At 58.0% G+C, this 15,929-nt stretch carries 12 protein-coding genes and 1 pseudogene; 9 read left to right on the plus strand and 4 right to left on the minus strand.

All coding sequences use genetic code 11. The features are described 5' to 3' along the window. Nucleotide 1: 1 nt before the first annotated feature. Nucleotides 2–262: an accessory factor UbiK family protein gene (locus CAG25_RS01265; RefSeq protein WP_007920416.1), complete on the plus strand. Its 261-nt coding sequence runs from the start codon at nt 2–4 to the stop codon at nt 260–262. A gap of 303 nt (nt 263–565) precedes the next feature. On the opposite strand, the gene CAG25_RS01270 is transcribed toward CAG25_RS01265, so the two are convergent. Beyond that, nucleotides 566–820: a HigA family addiction module antitoxin gene (locus tag CAG25_RS01270; RefSeq protein ID WP_085612062.1), complete on the minus strand. Its 255-nt coding sequence runs from the start codon at nt 818–820 to the stop codon at nt 566–568. Nucleotides 821–1,308: 488 nt separating this feature from the next. Between CAG25_RS01270 and CAG25_RS01275 the strand changes: the two are divergent. From CAG25_RS01275 to CAG25_RS01295, 5 genes and pseudogenes are all read left to right on the plus strand, one after another. Next, a pseudogene (locus tag CAG25_RS01275) lies at nt 1,309–1,434 on the plus strand (magnesium chelatase); the annotation flags it as partial. Between the two features lie 481 nt (nt 1,435–1,915). Next, entirely contained in the window at nt 1,916–2,617 is a 702-nt protein-coding gene (locus CAG25_RS01280) for a hypothetical protein (RefSeq protein WP_158090092.1), read from the plus strand. Between the two features lie 537 nt (nt 2,618–3,154). After that, nucleotides 3,155–3,958 carry a hypothetical protein gene (locus CAG25_RS01285; protein ID WP_085612064.1) on the plus strand — a complete coding sequence of 268 codons (804 nt, stop codon included), beginning with the start codon at nt 3,155–3,157 and terminating at the stop codon, nt 3,956–3,958. Next, a complete protein-coding gene (locus CAG25_RS01290) occupies nt 3,948–4,634 on the plus strand; it encodes a hypothetical protein (RefSeq protein WP_085612065.1) in 687 nt (228 codons plus the stop codon). Before CAG25_RS01285 ends, CAG25_RS01290 begins: the two co-directional genes overlap by 11 nt. Before the next feature lie 421 nt (nt 4,635–5,055). Then, a complete protein-coding gene (locus tag CAG25_RS01295; protein WP_085612066.1) occupies nt 5,056–6,549 on the plus strand; it encodes a YifB family Mg chelatase-like AAA ATPase in 1,494 nt (497 codons plus the stop codon). 105 nt (nt 6,550–6,654) lie between these two features. Here CAG25_RS01295 and CAG25_RS01300 read toward each other — a convergent pair whose 3' ends face one another. Next, nucleotides 6,655–8,631, minus strand: a complete 1,977-nt coding sequence (locus CAG25_RS01300) for a methyl-accepting chemotaxis protein (protein WP_085612067.1) — start codon at nt 8,629–8,631, stop codon at nt 6,655–6,657. Between the two features lie 180 nt (nt 8,632–8,811). After that, nucleotides 8,812–9,732, minus strand: coding sequence for a LysR substrate-binding domain-containing protein (locus CAG25_RS01305; RefSeq protein ID WP_085612068.1), 921 nt, complete (start codon nt 9,730–9,732; stop codon nt 8,812–8,814). Between the two features lie 158 nt (nt 9,733–9,890). On the opposite strand from CAG25_RS01305, the gene CAG25_RS01310 reads away from it, so the two are divergent. Next, nucleotides 9,891–11,285, plus strand: a complete 1,395-nt coding sequence (locus tag CAG25_RS01310) for a NorM family multidrug efflux MATE transporter (protein ID WP_085612069.1) — start codon at nt 9,891–9,893, stop codon at nt 11,283–11,285. A gap of 42 nt (nt 11,286–11,327) precedes the next feature. Here CAG25_RS01310 and CAG25_RS01315 read toward each other — a convergent pair whose 3' ends face one another. Next, on the minus strand, nt 11,328–12,998 hold the full coding sequence (locus CAG25_RS01315) for a bifunctional diguanylate cyclase/phosphodiesterase (RefSeq protein WP_064600376.1): 1,671 nt from the start codon (nt 12,996–12,998) through the stop codon (nt 11,328–11,330). 264 nt (nt 12,999–13,262) lie between these two features. Here CAG25_RS01315 and rep point away from each other — a divergent pair, with 264 nt between their 5' ends. Together rep and CAG25_RS01325 are read left to right on the plus strand one after the other, a co-directional pair. Continuing rightward, nucleotides 13,263–15,272: a DNA helicase Rep gene (gene rep / locus CAG25_RS01320; protein WP_039765244.1), complete on the plus strand. Its 2,010-nt coding sequence runs from the start codon at nt 13,263–13,265 to the stop codon at nt 15,270–15,272. A 58-nt stretch (nt 15,273–15,330) separates the two neighbouring features. Then, the gene (locus tag CAG25_RS01325; RefSeq protein WP_007954497.1) at nt 15,331–15,903 is read left to right on the plus strand and encodes a xanthine phosphoribosyltransferase; all 573 of its coding nucleotides are present in this window, start codon (nt 15,331–15,333) and stop codon (nt 15,901–15,903) included. The last annotated feature ends 26 nt before the right edge of the window (nt 15,904–15,929 follow it).

Genomic DNA, 15,929 nt, shown 5'->3' on the forward strand with positions numbered 1-15,929 from the left:
CATGCTCGCGCCCAAAGACTTCCTCGACGCCCTGAGCGGCACCGCCTCCCGCCTGTTCAGCGGCGACACGCCCTTGCCAAAAGCCGAAATCGAAAGCCAGTTCAAGATGCTGCTGCAAAGTGCCTTCAGCAAACTCGACCTGGTGAGCCGTGAAGAGTTTGACAGTCAGATGGTGGTGCTGGCGCGCACTCGCGCCCGGCTCGAGAGCCTTGAGGCGAAGGTGGCGGAGATGGAAGCGAAGCTGACGCCGCCGGCTGAGTGAGTCCTCATCCCAGCCCGCAACTGGTTGGCGGAATTTCGTTGATGCTTGTGCCAGCGATCAAACATGCATAACCTCGGGATACGCGAGTGTGTCCACTAAGGATGCGCAGGCCTTGGCCTCACCGAAGCCTGCAACTGAAAACCGTCTCCTCAAGGCGGTTTTTTTTCGCCTCGAGATAGCTGCAACAATCGGTTTTCTGAGGAGTAGTCATAGCAACTGTTCAGCTCCCCGCCGTACGACCTTGAATTCAGATCAAGCGCAATGCGCCAGCCACTCCACTTGATCACGGACGGAAGCTCCTCTCTAAACTTCAGCTTTTCGCAAATCGTAAGTCGACTGAAGATTCATCCAGAACTCAGGCGTGGTGTTGAGGTGAATGGCAAGCCTGATTGCCAAATCGGCGCAGATCCTGAGCTGGCATTTCACAAGCTTTTCGATCTCGGTTTCAAGCCAGTTCGTGGGCATGGCCAAGTCCATGACCGTCATGCCCAATGGCTCCATGAATTCCTTATTCAGAACCTCACCCGGATGAATCGGGCGCATACCATTGCGGTTCATTTTTCGCCTCCAGAGGCTGCATTGAGCGGCCAAACTGGAGCATCCGACTTTGCGATACAAGACCGTCGAGTCGCTTTCGCTGGCGTCCTACAACTATTAGGGCACGCCCCTACAAAAATTAGCGTCCGCGCCTATTTAAGTTGTCTTTACGCCTGTCATTACATTAGCGACACCCATCAGGAAGGAGGTCTCTGTGAAGGATAAAAAGAGAAAGACAAAACTACTTCAGGTTGTTGAACTACACCTCGAAGCACTCCGACTGGCTGGAAATTTGTCAGCCAATCAACGGAGGTTTATTGAAGTTGCCGTTACGTGCGGACCTGAGCTTGAGCCAAGTGGTCTGTTAGCAGGCAGAAGATGAATGCATCGGCCCGCACAACCGCTTTCTGATACGTCTTGCAAACCTCTACTCAAACGCTAGAACCCCGCTCAACTACCCTTCAAAAACCCGCAGGAAGCGGCCCCTCGATTCAACTCAAGGAACGACCATGTCCCTCGCCATCGTCCATAGCCGCGCCCAGATTGGCGTGGATGCTCCCGCCGTCACCGTCGAAGTCCACCTGGCCAACGGCCTGCCCTCGCTGACCATGGTCGGCCTGCCCGAAGCGGCGCTTAGCTAGCGATTTAATAAAATATTTTCATGTTTTTTTGAGTAATCAAATATGTTCCGCCTCAGGACCGCTTCCAAAGCAGATGACTTCACTTTTTGACAAAATCACTCATGCGAACATGAACAAGCATCTGCAAAATATTTACCCGCTTTCCCCCCCCCTAAAAACCCCAGACCCCGCGATCACAGCGAGCACCGTCAGCACGGCGAGCACTCTCAGCACAGCGAGCACCACGCCAGCCGTAACTAATTGATAGATATAGAATTGCCTGTGCGCATATTTGCAACTCAAATTTGAGTTGCCGTTTATGAAATTCAAGCGAATACTGGGTTCGACTGATATGGCTATTACTAAGTCTGGCTGGAAAATTCTAACTCTTTGATAAATAAAGAGTTTTATCGGATTCTTGTTCCAGGCCGCAACCAACCGTTGTCGGCTGAGCTTGGTTCCAAGACTAATTACGAATTTTGAGGTGACTTACTCCATGACTGACCAAATCCCCCCCGTTGCCCCCGCAATAGCTCCTATCGCAGCCCCGGTAGCACCAGTAGCACCAGTAGCACCGGTAGCGCCGGTAGCGCCAGCAATTCCAACAGTCCCTAATTTTTTAGAAAGCATCGCTGCGGCGGCAAAGCTCAATGATGCTCAGAAGAAAAAACGCAAAAGCAAAGCTCATTTGAACGCACTCAAAATGCGCGCAGAGCTTTGGCCGGAACTTGATACCAAGCTGCTCTGGGATCGGAACGTTAACGACGGTTATTCGACAATTCCTCGAACCCTATCGCTTATCACGAACATCATTGACGATCTGTCGAAGAGGATTACCGGCAAATCCGTTCCAGCAGGAAAAACGTATTTCGGCCTTTGGTGCCGTGTATGGGATGAAAATATGCTGACAATCGAGAATGAGGCCGTGTACGCCGTCGAGGCTGGCTACACAGGCGAGCGGAACGTCACAACATGGCGTGCGCACATGAGGGTTCTGCTAGATCTAGGGTTCATCGAAGCGCGCGAGGGGGCCTACGGGCCTTACAATTTCGTGCTGATTTACAACCCTTATCTAATCCTCAAAAAACTAAAGGACAAGATCCCCCTGGCCTCCTACCAGCTCCTCGTACAGCGGGCAATTGAAATTGGTGCTGATAGCGACCTCATCGATGTTGCAGTGGAAAAGGAGAAGAAATAATGGAAGGGGCAAAACTGCTAATAATTCTAGCCATCGAAATCGTGCGCCTGATGGGACAAATAATGAAGCTATTTCAATGAGGGAAAAAAGCAGCTAGGGCCATGATGTGTCGGCCCTAGCTCGCCCGAGACAGAGGAAATTCCGCATGGGCGCAGGGGAGAAAATTTGCCCTTCAAGTCAGAATGTAGGAACGCTATTTCTTCATTTATGGGGCATCGAATAGGACGGATATTCCGGAGCGAACCCTTCAGATTGGATCTAGGTTCCGCCTGCTCCAGGGGTGCTTTCCCTCTCAGAAAGCACAGTATCGTCACATCCATTGAGCTAACGTCTGGCTTATCCCTTTCGCGACAGCTGTCTTAGCAATCAATCCATTTGGGGCGGATAGACAACGCATAGACCAAAGACAAGCTATCTTCTTCATCCATACGTGTGTTAGAAAGAATGGCATATAGCCTCTATGGATCGAGCAAGGAACTATTCAATGGACTTTCATAAACGCGGCGCCTCATCGACCAGCCCAAGGCGCTCTCACATATGAAAATCACGTTCGTGATCCGCTACCACGATGGGGCGTCAAAATTTCACGGCCTGAATATGTACTATGGCGCCGACTCTTTTGGAGGCATGGCCGAAGCAGTTGCGTTGACAACTCATGCCATCGTAAATAACGAAATATTGACTCAAACCCCTTCAACAAAAGGTTTTAGCCTAGACTTTAAAGAATCCCATGAGGGTTCGTATATCCAAAAATTCATACTTGAGTTTACTGATGCTGATGCGATTCGGGTTGTAGAATATTTGCGCCCCGCAGGCTTTATGGAACTCATGACCTTTCACCTAGCCAGCCCGCTAGGCCTTAATCCGAAAATTGAAAGCGACGTTGCCAAAAGATGGTTTCGGTCCTATATGAACGACTCGGAAACATTATTGGAACGTTTGAGCAGGCCATTAACTCGTATTCATCACCCTGTCAGTGGTCAAGGTTATCAAGTTACCTTGTTCAAAAGCAGAACTCCGTTCCTCAGCTTTAACGAAAGGACCTTAGATTATTTATCAGGCTCAGAAGTTAATGATAGAGCAGAGGAATTGCTGATGGGGGTGAGTCGATTCAATGCGCGAACGGGTACAGGAAGATTTATTGAAGATGAGCAATCTGACTCCATAAGCTTTTCGCCACTGAAGGCTGGGCTAACAAGGAAAGCAAAAAGTTTATTAGCCAATAGTCTCAAAGATTTGGCCGAGGACCGATTCACACAGGTAAAAGTTGAGGTTCGACGAGTTATGGCAAGAGATGGCCGGACCAAGCACTTGATCCTTCAGGCCGTTCATGAAGTATAGTCCGCTTTACCTAGCAGTAATCCTTCTGGGTATTGTATGGGCCTTTTATTTCAGAAATTTCCATGGTGACTTTTCGTCCAGTCAAGGAGATTGGGGAACATTTGGAGATTTTACTGGGGGTGTCATCAATCCCCTTCTTAACTTCATTACAATCTATCTCCTCATAACCCAGTACATACAGGCAAGAGCCGACTCGCAACAGCAAAGGCATGAAGATTCAATAAAGGCATTCGAAAGCTCATTTTTTACATTCACTAGCATTGCACTTAACGAATACAAAACCTTTAAAATAGAAACAACTGACAAAGATCTTCTCGGTCCGGCAGCTATTGGGTATATACAAGAATACATAAAAGAGCTAAGTGATAAAAAATTAAAGATATATGAAGGCTTCAATGAGTTCGATCAAAGCCAGCATGATTCGATTTACTCCCTAGTTGCGAGCTTTTGCGTGGTTTTCAAACTTATAGAAGACTCATGTCCTCCTGAAGCAAAAGAAAAATATCTAAATTTGTTCAGCATGCTTCTGCCTACAAAGGTCACATATCTCCTTTGCGCGTGCAGCGCCGTGACAAAGTGGAAAATTCTAAAGCATCCCTCTAGCTTAGGATATTTTGAAAAAGAGTCAGTTAAAAAAGTCGTGGATCACTATAAATCATTAATGCCACCAAGCTGAATCTGACGCAAAAACTGACTCAATACCCGCTCTATCGAGCTGAATTTATCCACCGATTTGAAATTCTATAAGGCGGGAGCATTATAGGCGTCTTGCTGGCGAGCGATAAAAGCAACTCATGACATTTCTAGACCGGACTTCTATGTCGTTTTAATAGCTTTAGTATTTGTGCTAGAAATGGCTGTTCTTTTACTGCCTGTGCAAATAACGGGACAGATTTATTTAAATTCACCGAAGTAAATCCAGCGGCGCCCTCAAGTTTTTTGCGAGCAGGCTCGTTCCTAAAGGTGGCGGAGGTGGGCGGTGGTATCAGAAACATCCTGCGAAAGTTTGCTTTCACTGCCGCCACGCGAAATCCCATCCTCGCAACTACCCTTCAAAAACCGCAGGAAGCGGCCCCAGTACAACTCAAGGAACGACCATGTCCCTCGCCATCGTCCATAGCCGCGCCCAGATTGGCGTGGATGCTCCCGCCGTCACCGTCGAAGTTCACCTGGCCAACGGTTTGCCCTCGCTGACCATGGTCGGCTTGCCCGAAGCGGCGGTGAAGGAGAGCAAGGACCGGGTGCGCAGTGCGATCATCAATTCCGGGCTGCAGTTTCCGGCGCGGCGGATCACTCTGAATCTGGCACCGGCGGATCTGCCCAAGGATGGCGGGCGGTTCGATCTGGCGATTGCGCTGGGGATTCTGTCGGCGAGTGTGCAGGTGCCGACCTTGACGCTGGATGACGTGGAGTGCCTTGGCGAACTGGCGTTGTCCGGCGCCGTGCGGGCGGTGCGCGGGGTGTTGCCGGCGGCACTGGCAGCGCGCAAGGCCGGGCGGACGCTGGTGGTGCCACGGGCGAATGCCGAGGAGGCTTGTCTGGCGTCGGGACTGAGGGTAATTGCGGTGGATCATCTGCTGGAGGCCGTGGCGCATTTCAACGGGCATACGCCAGTCGAGCCTTATGTCTCGGACGGGCTGATCCATGCTGCCAAACCTTATCCCGACCTGAATGAAGTCCAGGGCCAACTGGCGGCCAAACGGGCGCTGCTGATTGCCGCTGCCGGCGCGCACAACCTGCTGTTCAGCGGGCCTCCGGGGACGGGCAAGACATTGCTGGCCAGTCGATTACCCGGGTTGCTGCCACCGCTGGCCGAGAGTGAAGCGCTGGAAGTGGCGGCGATTCAATCCGTCGCCAGTGGCGCGCCGCTGACTCACTGGCCGCAACGACCGTTCCGCCAACCGCATCACTCGGCTTCCGGGCCGGCATTGGTCGGTGGCAGTTCAAAACCTCAGCCCGGCGAAATCACCCTCGCCCACCATGGCGTGCTGTTTCTCGATGAGCTGCCCGAGTTTGATCGCAAGGTGCTGGAGGTGCTGCGCGAACCGCTGGAATCCGGCTGCATCGTGATCGCAAGGGCCAAGGAACGGGTGCGGTTTCCCGCGAGATTCCAACTGGTCGCGGCGATGAATCCCTGCCCCTGTGGATATCTCGGCGAACCGAGCGGCAAATGCTCATGCACACCGGACATGGTGCAGCGCTATCGCAACAAACTGTCGGGGCCGTTGCTGGACCGGATCGACTTGCACCTGACAGTAGCGCGGGAGGCGACAGCGTTGAACCCTGCCGTGAAACCGGGAGAAGACAGCGCCAGCGCGGCCACATTGGTCGCCGAGGCCCGCGAGCGTCAGCAAAAACGCCAGGGCTGTGCCAATGCGTTTCTCGATTTGCCGGGGCTGAAGAAGCACTGCAAGTTATCCACAGCCGATGAAACCTGGCTGGAGACCGCGTGCGAAAGATTGACCTTGTCGCTGCGCTCGGCGCACCGGCTGCTCAAGGTCGCGCGGACGTTGGCGGATCTGGAAAAGCGCGCGGATATCAGTCGCGAACATCTGGCCGAAGCGTTGCAGTACCGGCCGGCGACTCAGTAAGTGCTGAGTTTGGGGTGGCCCCAATCGCGAGCAGGCTCGCTCCCACACGTCCAACATAGATCCTGTGGGAGTGAGCCTGCTCGCGATCACTATTTCAGAGACGCCTCAACGGAAGCGGTCGACCTCTTGGCGCAGGTCGGCTGCCAGGCCTTCTAGTTCCTTGGCAGTGATGGCCAGGTTCGACACCACTTCGCGCTGCTCGCTGTTGGCCATCGCGATGCTCTGCAAGTTGCTGCTGAGCAAAGTCGCGGTGCTGCTCTGCTCCTGAGTCGCGGTGGTGATCGCGGCAAACTGCTCACCCGCCGAGCGACTTTGCTCGTCAATGCGCGCCAGCGCCGAAGCGACGTTGGCGTTGCGCGACAGGCCTTCCTGCATCAGCAGGTTGCCCTGCTCCATGGTGCTGATGGCGTTGCCGGTTTCCTGCTGAATGCTGTGAATCATGCTGGAAATTTCATCCGTCGCCTGACGGGTACGCGAGGCCAGGCTGCGTACCTCGTCGGCCACCACGGCAAAGCCGCGACCTTGTTCACCGGCACGGGCGGCTTCGATTGCAGCGTTGAGTGCCAGCAGGTTGGTCTGTTCGGCAATCGAGGTGATCACGCTGACGATGCCGCCGATTTCCTGGGAACGCTGACCGAGCGTGTTGATCACGGTCGCGGTGGTGTTCAGTGCGCCGGCAATCTGCTCCAGCGAGGAAGACGCTTCCTCCATCGACGTGCGACCGATCTGGGTCTGCTGCGCGTTTTCCTGAGCCAGACGTTGAGTGTTGCCCATGTTGTCGGCAATGTTCAGCGACGTGGCGGAAAACTCCTCTACCGCGCCGGCCATGCTGGTGATCTCGCCGGACTGTTGCTCCATGCCTTCATAGGCGCCGCCGGACAGACCGGACAGCGCCTGAGCCCGACGGTTGACCTCTTCGGAGGCGCGGCGGATATGCTCGACCATGGTCGACAGCGCCTGGCTCATCTGGTTGAAGGCGCGGGCCAACTGACCAATCTCGTCGTTGCTCGACACACTCAGGCGCACGCTCAGATCACCCGCGCCCAAGGCTTCGGCCTGACGCACCAGATCGCCCAGTGGCGTCAGCTTGCTGCGCAGCAACCAGACCACAGAGCCGACCGCCAGCAGCATCGCCAGCAGACTGCCGATGGCCAGCTGAGTGCCAACGCTCCAGGTCACCGCGCGAATCTCCGCCTTCGGCATGCTCGCCACTACCGACCACGGCCCACCCTCGAACGGCACGGCGATGCTGTAGAAATCTTCGGACTTGTCGCTCCAGAACCGGCCTTTACCCGGCGCTTTCGCCAGATCGTTGATTACCGGAATCGCTTGATCCAGCGCCTGCACGCCCGCCGGGGCCACCAGCCATTGGTTTTTCTCGTCCAGCAATGCCAGCGAACCGGTCTGGCCGATGCGGAAGCGCTTGAGATTGGCGAACTGGGCGTTCTGCGCGTCGGTGTAATCGAAACCGACGAACAACACCGCAATCACCTTGCCGCTGCTGTCACGCACCGGGGTGTATTGGGTCATGTAGGAACGGTCGAACAGCAAGGCGCGGCCGACGTACCCTTGCCCCGCCATCAACTTCGCATAGGCTGGATGGGCGTGGTCGAGCAAGGTGCCAATGGCGCGGGTGCCATCCTGTTTGGTCAGGGAGGTGCTGACCCGCACAAAGTCTTCGCCGCTACGCACGAACAGCGTGGCGACACCGGCCGTCATCTGCTTGAACTCGTCGACTTCCTTGAAGTTGTTGTTCAACACTTCGCTGCCCAGGTGCAGGCCCGGCGTCTGGGTGCCGGCCACGGTCACCGGCTCGCTCGGATGAATGCTCAGGCCGGCGCTGAAGCGCTTCTCGAACAACCCGCTCAGGCGCTGGGTGCTTTCGCGCAGCGTGCCGTGGAAGGTGCTCAATTGGTCGGCGAGCAGACGCGCTTCACTGGCGAGGTGCTCCTCACGAGTGGCGAGGTTGGCGGTATCCAGCGAACGCAAAGCAAAGACTGTACTGCCGCTGATGACAATCGCCAGTATCACGGCGAGCGCGAGGCCCAGCTGCGAGGCGATCCGAGCGCGAGGTTGAGACATGGACAGCTCCTGGCCGAACTTCCGATCCTCCTTGATCGCAGCTCGGATAATTTTCTAATGGGGGTGAATCGTGGAGACCGGCACGACGGTTCCACATGCACGTATTCGGCGGTAAAACCGAATACTTGAGCGAACAGCAGGGTTATGGCGAAAGGCCGGCATTGTGCAGGCTCGAACGATTCAGCTCAAGCGCGTGACCGCCGGCAGCGCCATGGCGCGGACTTCGCCTTGCAGGAAGTCGCTGAGGCGGCGCAAACGTTCACCTCCGGGGCGGGTCTTTGGCCATACCAGGTAATAATTCAGTCCGCTGGCGACCGCCGTCGGCCAGGGCAGGCTCAAGCGCCCTTGCGCGACATCCTCGGCCACCATCAGTAGATCGCCCATGGACACCCCATAGCCCCTGGCTGCCGCGATCATGCCCAGCTCCAGGGTGTCGAACACCTGCCCGCCCTTGAGCGACACCTGTTCCGACAGTCCCATGTGTTCCAGCCAACTGCGCCAGTCCCGGCGATCCGGCGTCGGGTGCAGCAGCTCGGCGCTGGCCAGCCGCGCCACGTCCCACGGCTGATCGTTGAGCAGGTTCGGCGCGCCAACCGGAATCAGCTCTTCTGGAAACAGCAGGCTGGCTTCCCAGTCCGGCGGGAAATGTCCGTCACTCAGCAGCACCGCGCAATCGAAGGGCTCGTTGTTGAAGTCCACCGAGTCCACGTCCATCCACGCGCTGGTCAGTTGCACCTCGTTGCCTGGCTGCAAATGCCTAAAACGACTGAGCCGCGCCAGCAACCAGCGCATGGTCAGGGTCGACGGGGCTTTCATGCGCAGGATGTCATCTTCGGCGCGCAAGGTATTGCAGGCCCGTTCCAACGCAGCAAAGCCATCACGGATGCCCGGCAGCAGTAGGCGTGCCGACTCGGTCAGTTGCAGGTTGCGTCCGCTGCGGTGGAACAAGCGGCAGGCGAAATGCTCTTCGAGCGTGCGAATGTGCCGGCTCACCGCACTCTGAGTGATCGACAACTCCTCTGCGGCCCGGGTGAACGAGCTGTGGCGTGCCGCCGCTTCGAATGCGCGCAGGGCATACAAGGGCGGAAGACGACGGGACATGCACAGCGCTCCTATGGCGGGATTGCGCCAACTTAGCAGAATCGCGGAAGGATGAGTTTTAATCATGCCACCCATCCTTTTTATCCCTTTGTGCAACCTGCGCCAAACCCTGAGAATCGACGGTCTCTTGCTCCCTCTTTTATAAGGATGTGAACGCCATGCAGCGTCCTGTGCGTACCGAACTCTGGGCCATCCTGCGGCTGGCGGGGCCGTTGATCGCCTCGCAGTTGGCGCACATGCTGATGGTGCTGACCGACACCCTGATGATGGCGCGCCTCAGCCCCGAAGCGCTGGCCGGTGGCGGTCTGGGCGCGGCGAGCTATTCGTTCGTGTCGATTTTCTGCATCGGCGTGATTGCCGCGGTCGGCACCCTGGTAGCGATTCGTCAGGGCGCCGGCGACATCATCGGCGCCGCCCGCCTGACCCAGGCCGGGCTGTGGCTGGCGTGGCTGATGGCGCTCGGTGCCGGGCTGCTGTTGTGGAACTTGAAACCGGTGTTGCTGCTGTTCGGCCAGACCGAGACCAACGTCAACGCCGCCGGGCAGTTCCTGATCGCCCTGCCCTTCGCCCTGCCCGGCTACCTGAGCTTCATGGCCCTGCGCGGTTTCACCAGCGCCATCGGCCGGGCAACGCCAGTGATGGTCATCAGCCTCGCCGGCACGGTGGCCAACTTCCTGCTCAACTACGCGCTCATCACCGGCCTGTTCGGCCTGCCGAAACTCGGGCTGACAGGCATCGGCCTGGTCACGGCAATTGTCGCCAACTGCATGGCGCTGGCACTGGCCTGGCACATTCGTCGGCATCCGGCCTATGACGCCTACCCGCTTCGCGAAGGTCTGTCGCGGCCGAACCGGCAGTACCTGAAAGAACTCTGGCGCCTGGGCCTGCCCATCGGCGGCACCTACGCGGTGGAAGTCGGGCTGTTCGCCTTCGCGGCGCTGTGCATGGGCACCATGGGCAGCACGCAACTGGCGGCGCATCAGATCGCCCTGCAAATCGTCTCGGTGGCATTCATGGTTCCTGCGGGGATGTCGTATGCGATCACCATGCGCGTCGGCCAGCATTACGGCGCCGGGCAATTGAACGAAGCGCGGATGTCGGGAAGGGTCGGCATCGTCTTTGGTGCGGTGGTAATGCTGGGGTTTGCGATGGTGTTCTGGTTGCTGCCGAATCAGTTGGTCGGTTTGTTCCTCGACCATAACGACCCGGCGTTTGCCGAAGTGATTCGTCTGGCCGTGAGCCTGCTGGCCGTGGCGGCGTGGTTCGAGCTGTTCGACGGCACGCAGACGATTGCCATGGGCTGCATCCGCGGCCTCAAGGATGCCAAGACCACATTCCTGGTCGGGCTTGTTTGCTACTGGCTGATCGGCGCGCCGGCGGCGTGGCTGATGGCGTTTCATCTGCACTGGGGGCCGACCGGCGTCTGGTGGGGTCTGGCGCTGGGGCTGGCCTGTGCGGCGGTGAGCTTGACGCTGGCGTTCGAATGGAAGATGAAGCGAATGATTCGGCTTGAGCCGCAATCTCAAGGCTTCAAAATCGCTCAGGCCGAATGAGTCTCCCTGTGGGAGCGAGCTCGCTCCCACAGGGGTTTGAGGCTAAACCACGATACCCAGCGGCGGCTGGCTGGCGTCAACCACCAGATATTCAACCAGTTCCGCCAACGGCAGCGGCTTGCTGATCAGGTAACCCTGCACCTGATCACAGCCGAACCCGCGCAACAGATCCAGTTGCTCCCGGGTTTCCACCCCTTCGGCCACCACTTCCAGGTGCAGGTTGTGCGCGAGATTGATCATCGCGTGCACCAGTTTGCGGTTCTCTTCGCGCTGCTCCATGCCGCCGACGAAGCTCTTGTCGATCTTCAGCAAGGTAATCGGCAGGCTGTTGAGGTGCACGAACGACGAGAACCCGGTGCCGAAATCATCCAGCGAAAATCGCACGCCGAGGCGACCGAGGGCGTCCATGGTCTGCTTGACCAGATCGCTGCGGCGCATCACGGCGGTTTCGGTGAGTTCGAATTCCAGCCACTGCGCCTCGACCCCGCGCTCGGCGATCAGACGACTGAGCGTCGGCAGCAACTGACTGTCCTGAAACTGGCGGAACGACAGGTTGATCGCCATGTGCAGCGCCGGCAGTCCGCGCTCGCGCAACGCCTGCATGTCGCGCAGGGCCCGGGATATCACCCAGTAACCCAGCGGCACGATCAGGCCGCTCTGCTCCGCCAGCGGCACGAATTCACTCGGCGGCAGCAGGCCGCGCTCACTGTGACGCCAGCGCACCAGCGCTTCGAGGCCGACGATCTGGCCGTCCTGCAGGTTCAGGCGCGGCTGGTAATGCAGCTCCAGCTCGTCACGACGCAAGGCCCGGCGCAGCTCGCTTTCGAGGTCGGCCATGCTTCGCGCGTTGCGGTTGATTCGTTCGTTGAAGATGTGAAAGGTGCAGCCCTGAGTGCTCTTGGCCTGCTGCATGGCGATGTGCGCGTGCCACATCAGCGGATCGGCGCCGCCCTGGGCGCGGGCATGGGCGATGCCCAGGCTGGAGCCGATCAACAGGCTTTCGCCGTCGACCCAGTAAGGTTCGGCCAAGGCTTCGGTAATGCGCTCGGCCATCCATTCCGCCCGTTGCGGGGCGCGGCGGGTGTCGATCAGCAGGGCGAATTCATCGCTGCCCAGGCGCGCCAGTTGATCGCCGACTTCCAGCTGACTTTTCAGCCGTGCGACGACTTGCAGGATCAGGCGGTCGCCGGCCTGGTGGCCAAGGGCATCGTTGGCGTGACGGAAGTTGTCGAGATCGAGGTGCCCAAGGGCCAGGCCGCGGCCGTCGTTTTCGGCCAGGCGCGCCGTCAGCAGGGTCTGGAAGCCCTGACGGTTGGCGATGCCGGTCAGCGGATCCTGCTCGGCCAGGCGTTGCAGGGTGTTTTCCAGCACGCCGCGTTCGCGCACATGCCGCAGGCAACGTCGAAGCATGCCGGGATCGAGGGCATCGAACACCAGCCAGTCGCTGACACCATCGGGCGCGGTCGCCGGCTCGTGTTCCAACAGCAACACCGTCGGCAGGCTGCAACGGCCGGGCGCCGGCTGCAACGCGGGAACGGTCAACAACACCGCGTGGCGGTTGTCTTCGAACAGACTGCTGACCGACTCCCAGCTCGGCGCGCTGATCAGCACCGCCGCACTCCCCAACGGAGCCAGACACTCGCGCAATAACGCTGTCCACGCTGGCTCTTCGGCCAGTAGCAGCAAACGCAAGGGTTCGACAGGCGTAGTCAAGCTGACTCCCTAGACTCTGCAATGATGTGGGCGGCGGGCATTATGCCGTTGCGGCAACCAATGACCAAACGACAACGGTTATCAAAACGTTATTTTGTGTCACGAATGAGAACATTAGCCGCAAAATCACCGCGCATCCTGCGTGAAAGTAACAAAACCGGCAAATTTGAATCGCGTGCTGCGTCACAAGTCGGAGAGAGCAGCACAAATCGCTGAGCCTGTTAAAATGCCGGCCCATTTCGTCAACGACTCCCGAATTTTCGTATGTCCCGACTCAATCCCCGGCAGCAAGAAGCCGTGAACTACGTCGGCGGCCCTCTATTGGTGCTCGCCGGTGCTGGCTCCGGCAAGACCAGCGTGATCACGCGCAAGATTGCGCACCTGATCCAGAACTGCGGCATCCGCGCCCAGTACATCGTCGCCATGACCTTCACCAACAAGGCCGCGCGCGAGATGAAAGAGCGGGTCGGCACCCTGCTGCGTCCAGGTGAAGGACGCGGGCTGACGGTCTGCACCTTCCACAACCTGGGCCTGAACATCATCCGCAAGGAACACGAACGGCTGGGCTACAAACCCGGTTTCTCGATCTTCGACGAAACCGACGTCAAGTCGCTGATGACCGACATCATGCAGAAGGAATATGCAGGCGACGACGGCGTCGACGAGATCAAGAACATGATCGGCGCCTGGAAAAACGACCTGATCCTGCCGGCCCAGGCCCTGGAAAACGCCCGCAACCCCAAGGAACAGACCGCCGCCATCGTCTACACCCACTACCAGCGCACGCTCAAGGCGTTCAACGCGGTGGACTTCGACGACCTGATCCTGCTGCCGGTGAAACTCTTCGAAGAGCACGCCGACATCCTCGAAAAGTGGCAGAACAAGGTGCGTTACCTGCTGGTCGACGAATATCAGGACACCAACGCCAGCCAGTATTTGCTGGTGAAAATGCTCATCGGCAAACGCAACCAGTTCACCGTGGTGGGCGACGACGACCAGTCGATCTACGCCTGGCGCGGCGCGCGGCCGGAAAACCTGATGCTGCTCAAGGACGACTATCCGTCCCTGAAAGTGGTGATGCTCGAGCAGAACTACCGCTCCACCAGCCGCATCCTGCGCTGCGCCAACGTGCTGATCTCGAACAACCCGCACGAATTCGAGAAGCAGCTGTGGAGTGAGATGGGCCACGGCGACGAGATCCGCGTGATCCGCTGCCGCAACGAGGACGCCGAAGCCGAACGCGTGGCCATGGAAATCCTCAGCCTGCACTTGCGCACCGACCGCCCGTACAGCGATTTCGCGATCCTCTATCGCGGCAACTACCAGGCCAAGCTGATCGAGCTGAAACTGCAGCACCATCAGGTGCCGTACCGTCTGAGCGGCGGCAACAGCTTCTTCGGGCGTCAGGAAGTGAAAGACCTGATGGCCTATTTCCGCCTGATCGTGAACCCGGACGACGACAACGCCTTCCTGCGGGTGATCAACGTGCCGCGCCGGGAAATCGGCTCCACGACTTTGGAAAAGCTCGGCAACTACGCCACCGAACGCAAGATCTCGATGTACGCCGCCACCGACGAACTCGGCCTGGGCGAACATCTGGACAGCCGCTTCACCGACCGCCTGTCGCGCTTCAAGCGTTTCATGGACAAGGTGCGCGAGCAGTGCGCCGGCGAAGACCCGATCTCCGCCCTGCGCAGCATGGTCATGGACATCGACTACGAGAACTGGCTGCGCACCAACAGTTCCAGCGACAAGGCCGCGGACTACCGGATGAGCAACGTCTGGTTCCTGATCGAAGCCTTGAAGAACACCCTGGAAAAAGACGAAGACGGCGAAATGACCGTCGAGGACGCCATCGGCAAACTCGTCCTGCGTGACATGCTGGAACGTCAGCAGGAAGAGGAAGACGGCGCCGAAGGCGTACAGATGATGACCCTGCATGCGTCCAAGGGCCTGGAATTCCCCTACGTGTTCATCATGGGCATGGAAGAGGAAATCCTCCCGCACCGTTCCAGCATCGAAGCCGACACCATCGAAGAAGAACGCCGCCTGGCCTACGTGGGCATTACCCGCGCGCGCCAGACCCTCGCGTTTACCTTCGCCGCCAAGCGCAAACAGTACGGCGAGATCATCGACTGCGCGCCAAGCCGCTTCCTCGATGAACTGCCGCCGGACGACCTGGCCTGGGAAGGCAACGACGACACACCGACCGAAGTCAAAGCCGTGCGGGGCAACAGCGCACTGGCTGATATACGCGCGATGTTAAAGCGCTAGAATTGACCACTTTTTTACTAGACCTTCGGCGCACAAAGCGCCAAATGAGGACAGCTTCATGGAAGCATTGCACCAGAAAATCCGCGAACTAGGCATCGTGCTTTCCGACCAGGTCCTGAAGGTCGACGCCTTCCTGAACCACCAGATCGACCCGGCCCTGATGAAGCTGATCGGCGACGAATTCGCCACGCTGTTCAAGGATTCGGGCATCACCAAGATTGTCACCATCGAAGCCTCGGGCATCGCCCCGGCGATCATGACCGGTCTGAACCTCGGCGTGCCGGTGATCTTCGCCCGCAAGCAACAGTCCCTGACCCTGACTGAAAACCTGCTGTCGGCGACCGTTTACTCGTTCACCAAGAAGACCGAAAGCACCGTGGCCATCTCCCCTCGCCACCTGACCAGCAGCGACCGTGTGCTGATCATCGACGACTTCCTGGCCAACGGTAAGGCGTCCCAGGCACTGATCTCGATCATCAAACAGGCCGGCGCCACCGTCGCAGGCCTGGGCATCGTGATCGAGAAGTCGTTCCAGGGCGGCCGTGCGGAGCTGGATTCGCAGGGTTACCGCGTCGAGTCGCTGGCTCGCGTGAAGTCGCTGAAGGATGGCGTGGTGACTTTCATCGAGTAACCCGGCTTCATCGCATTATCCCTGTG

This window comes from Pseudomonas sp. B16(2017) (assembly GCF_002113205.1).
Classification (GTDB): domain Bacteria; phylum Pseudomonadota; class Gammaproteobacteria; order Pseudomonadales; family Pseudomonadaceae; genus Aquipseudomonas; species Aquipseudomonas pharyngis.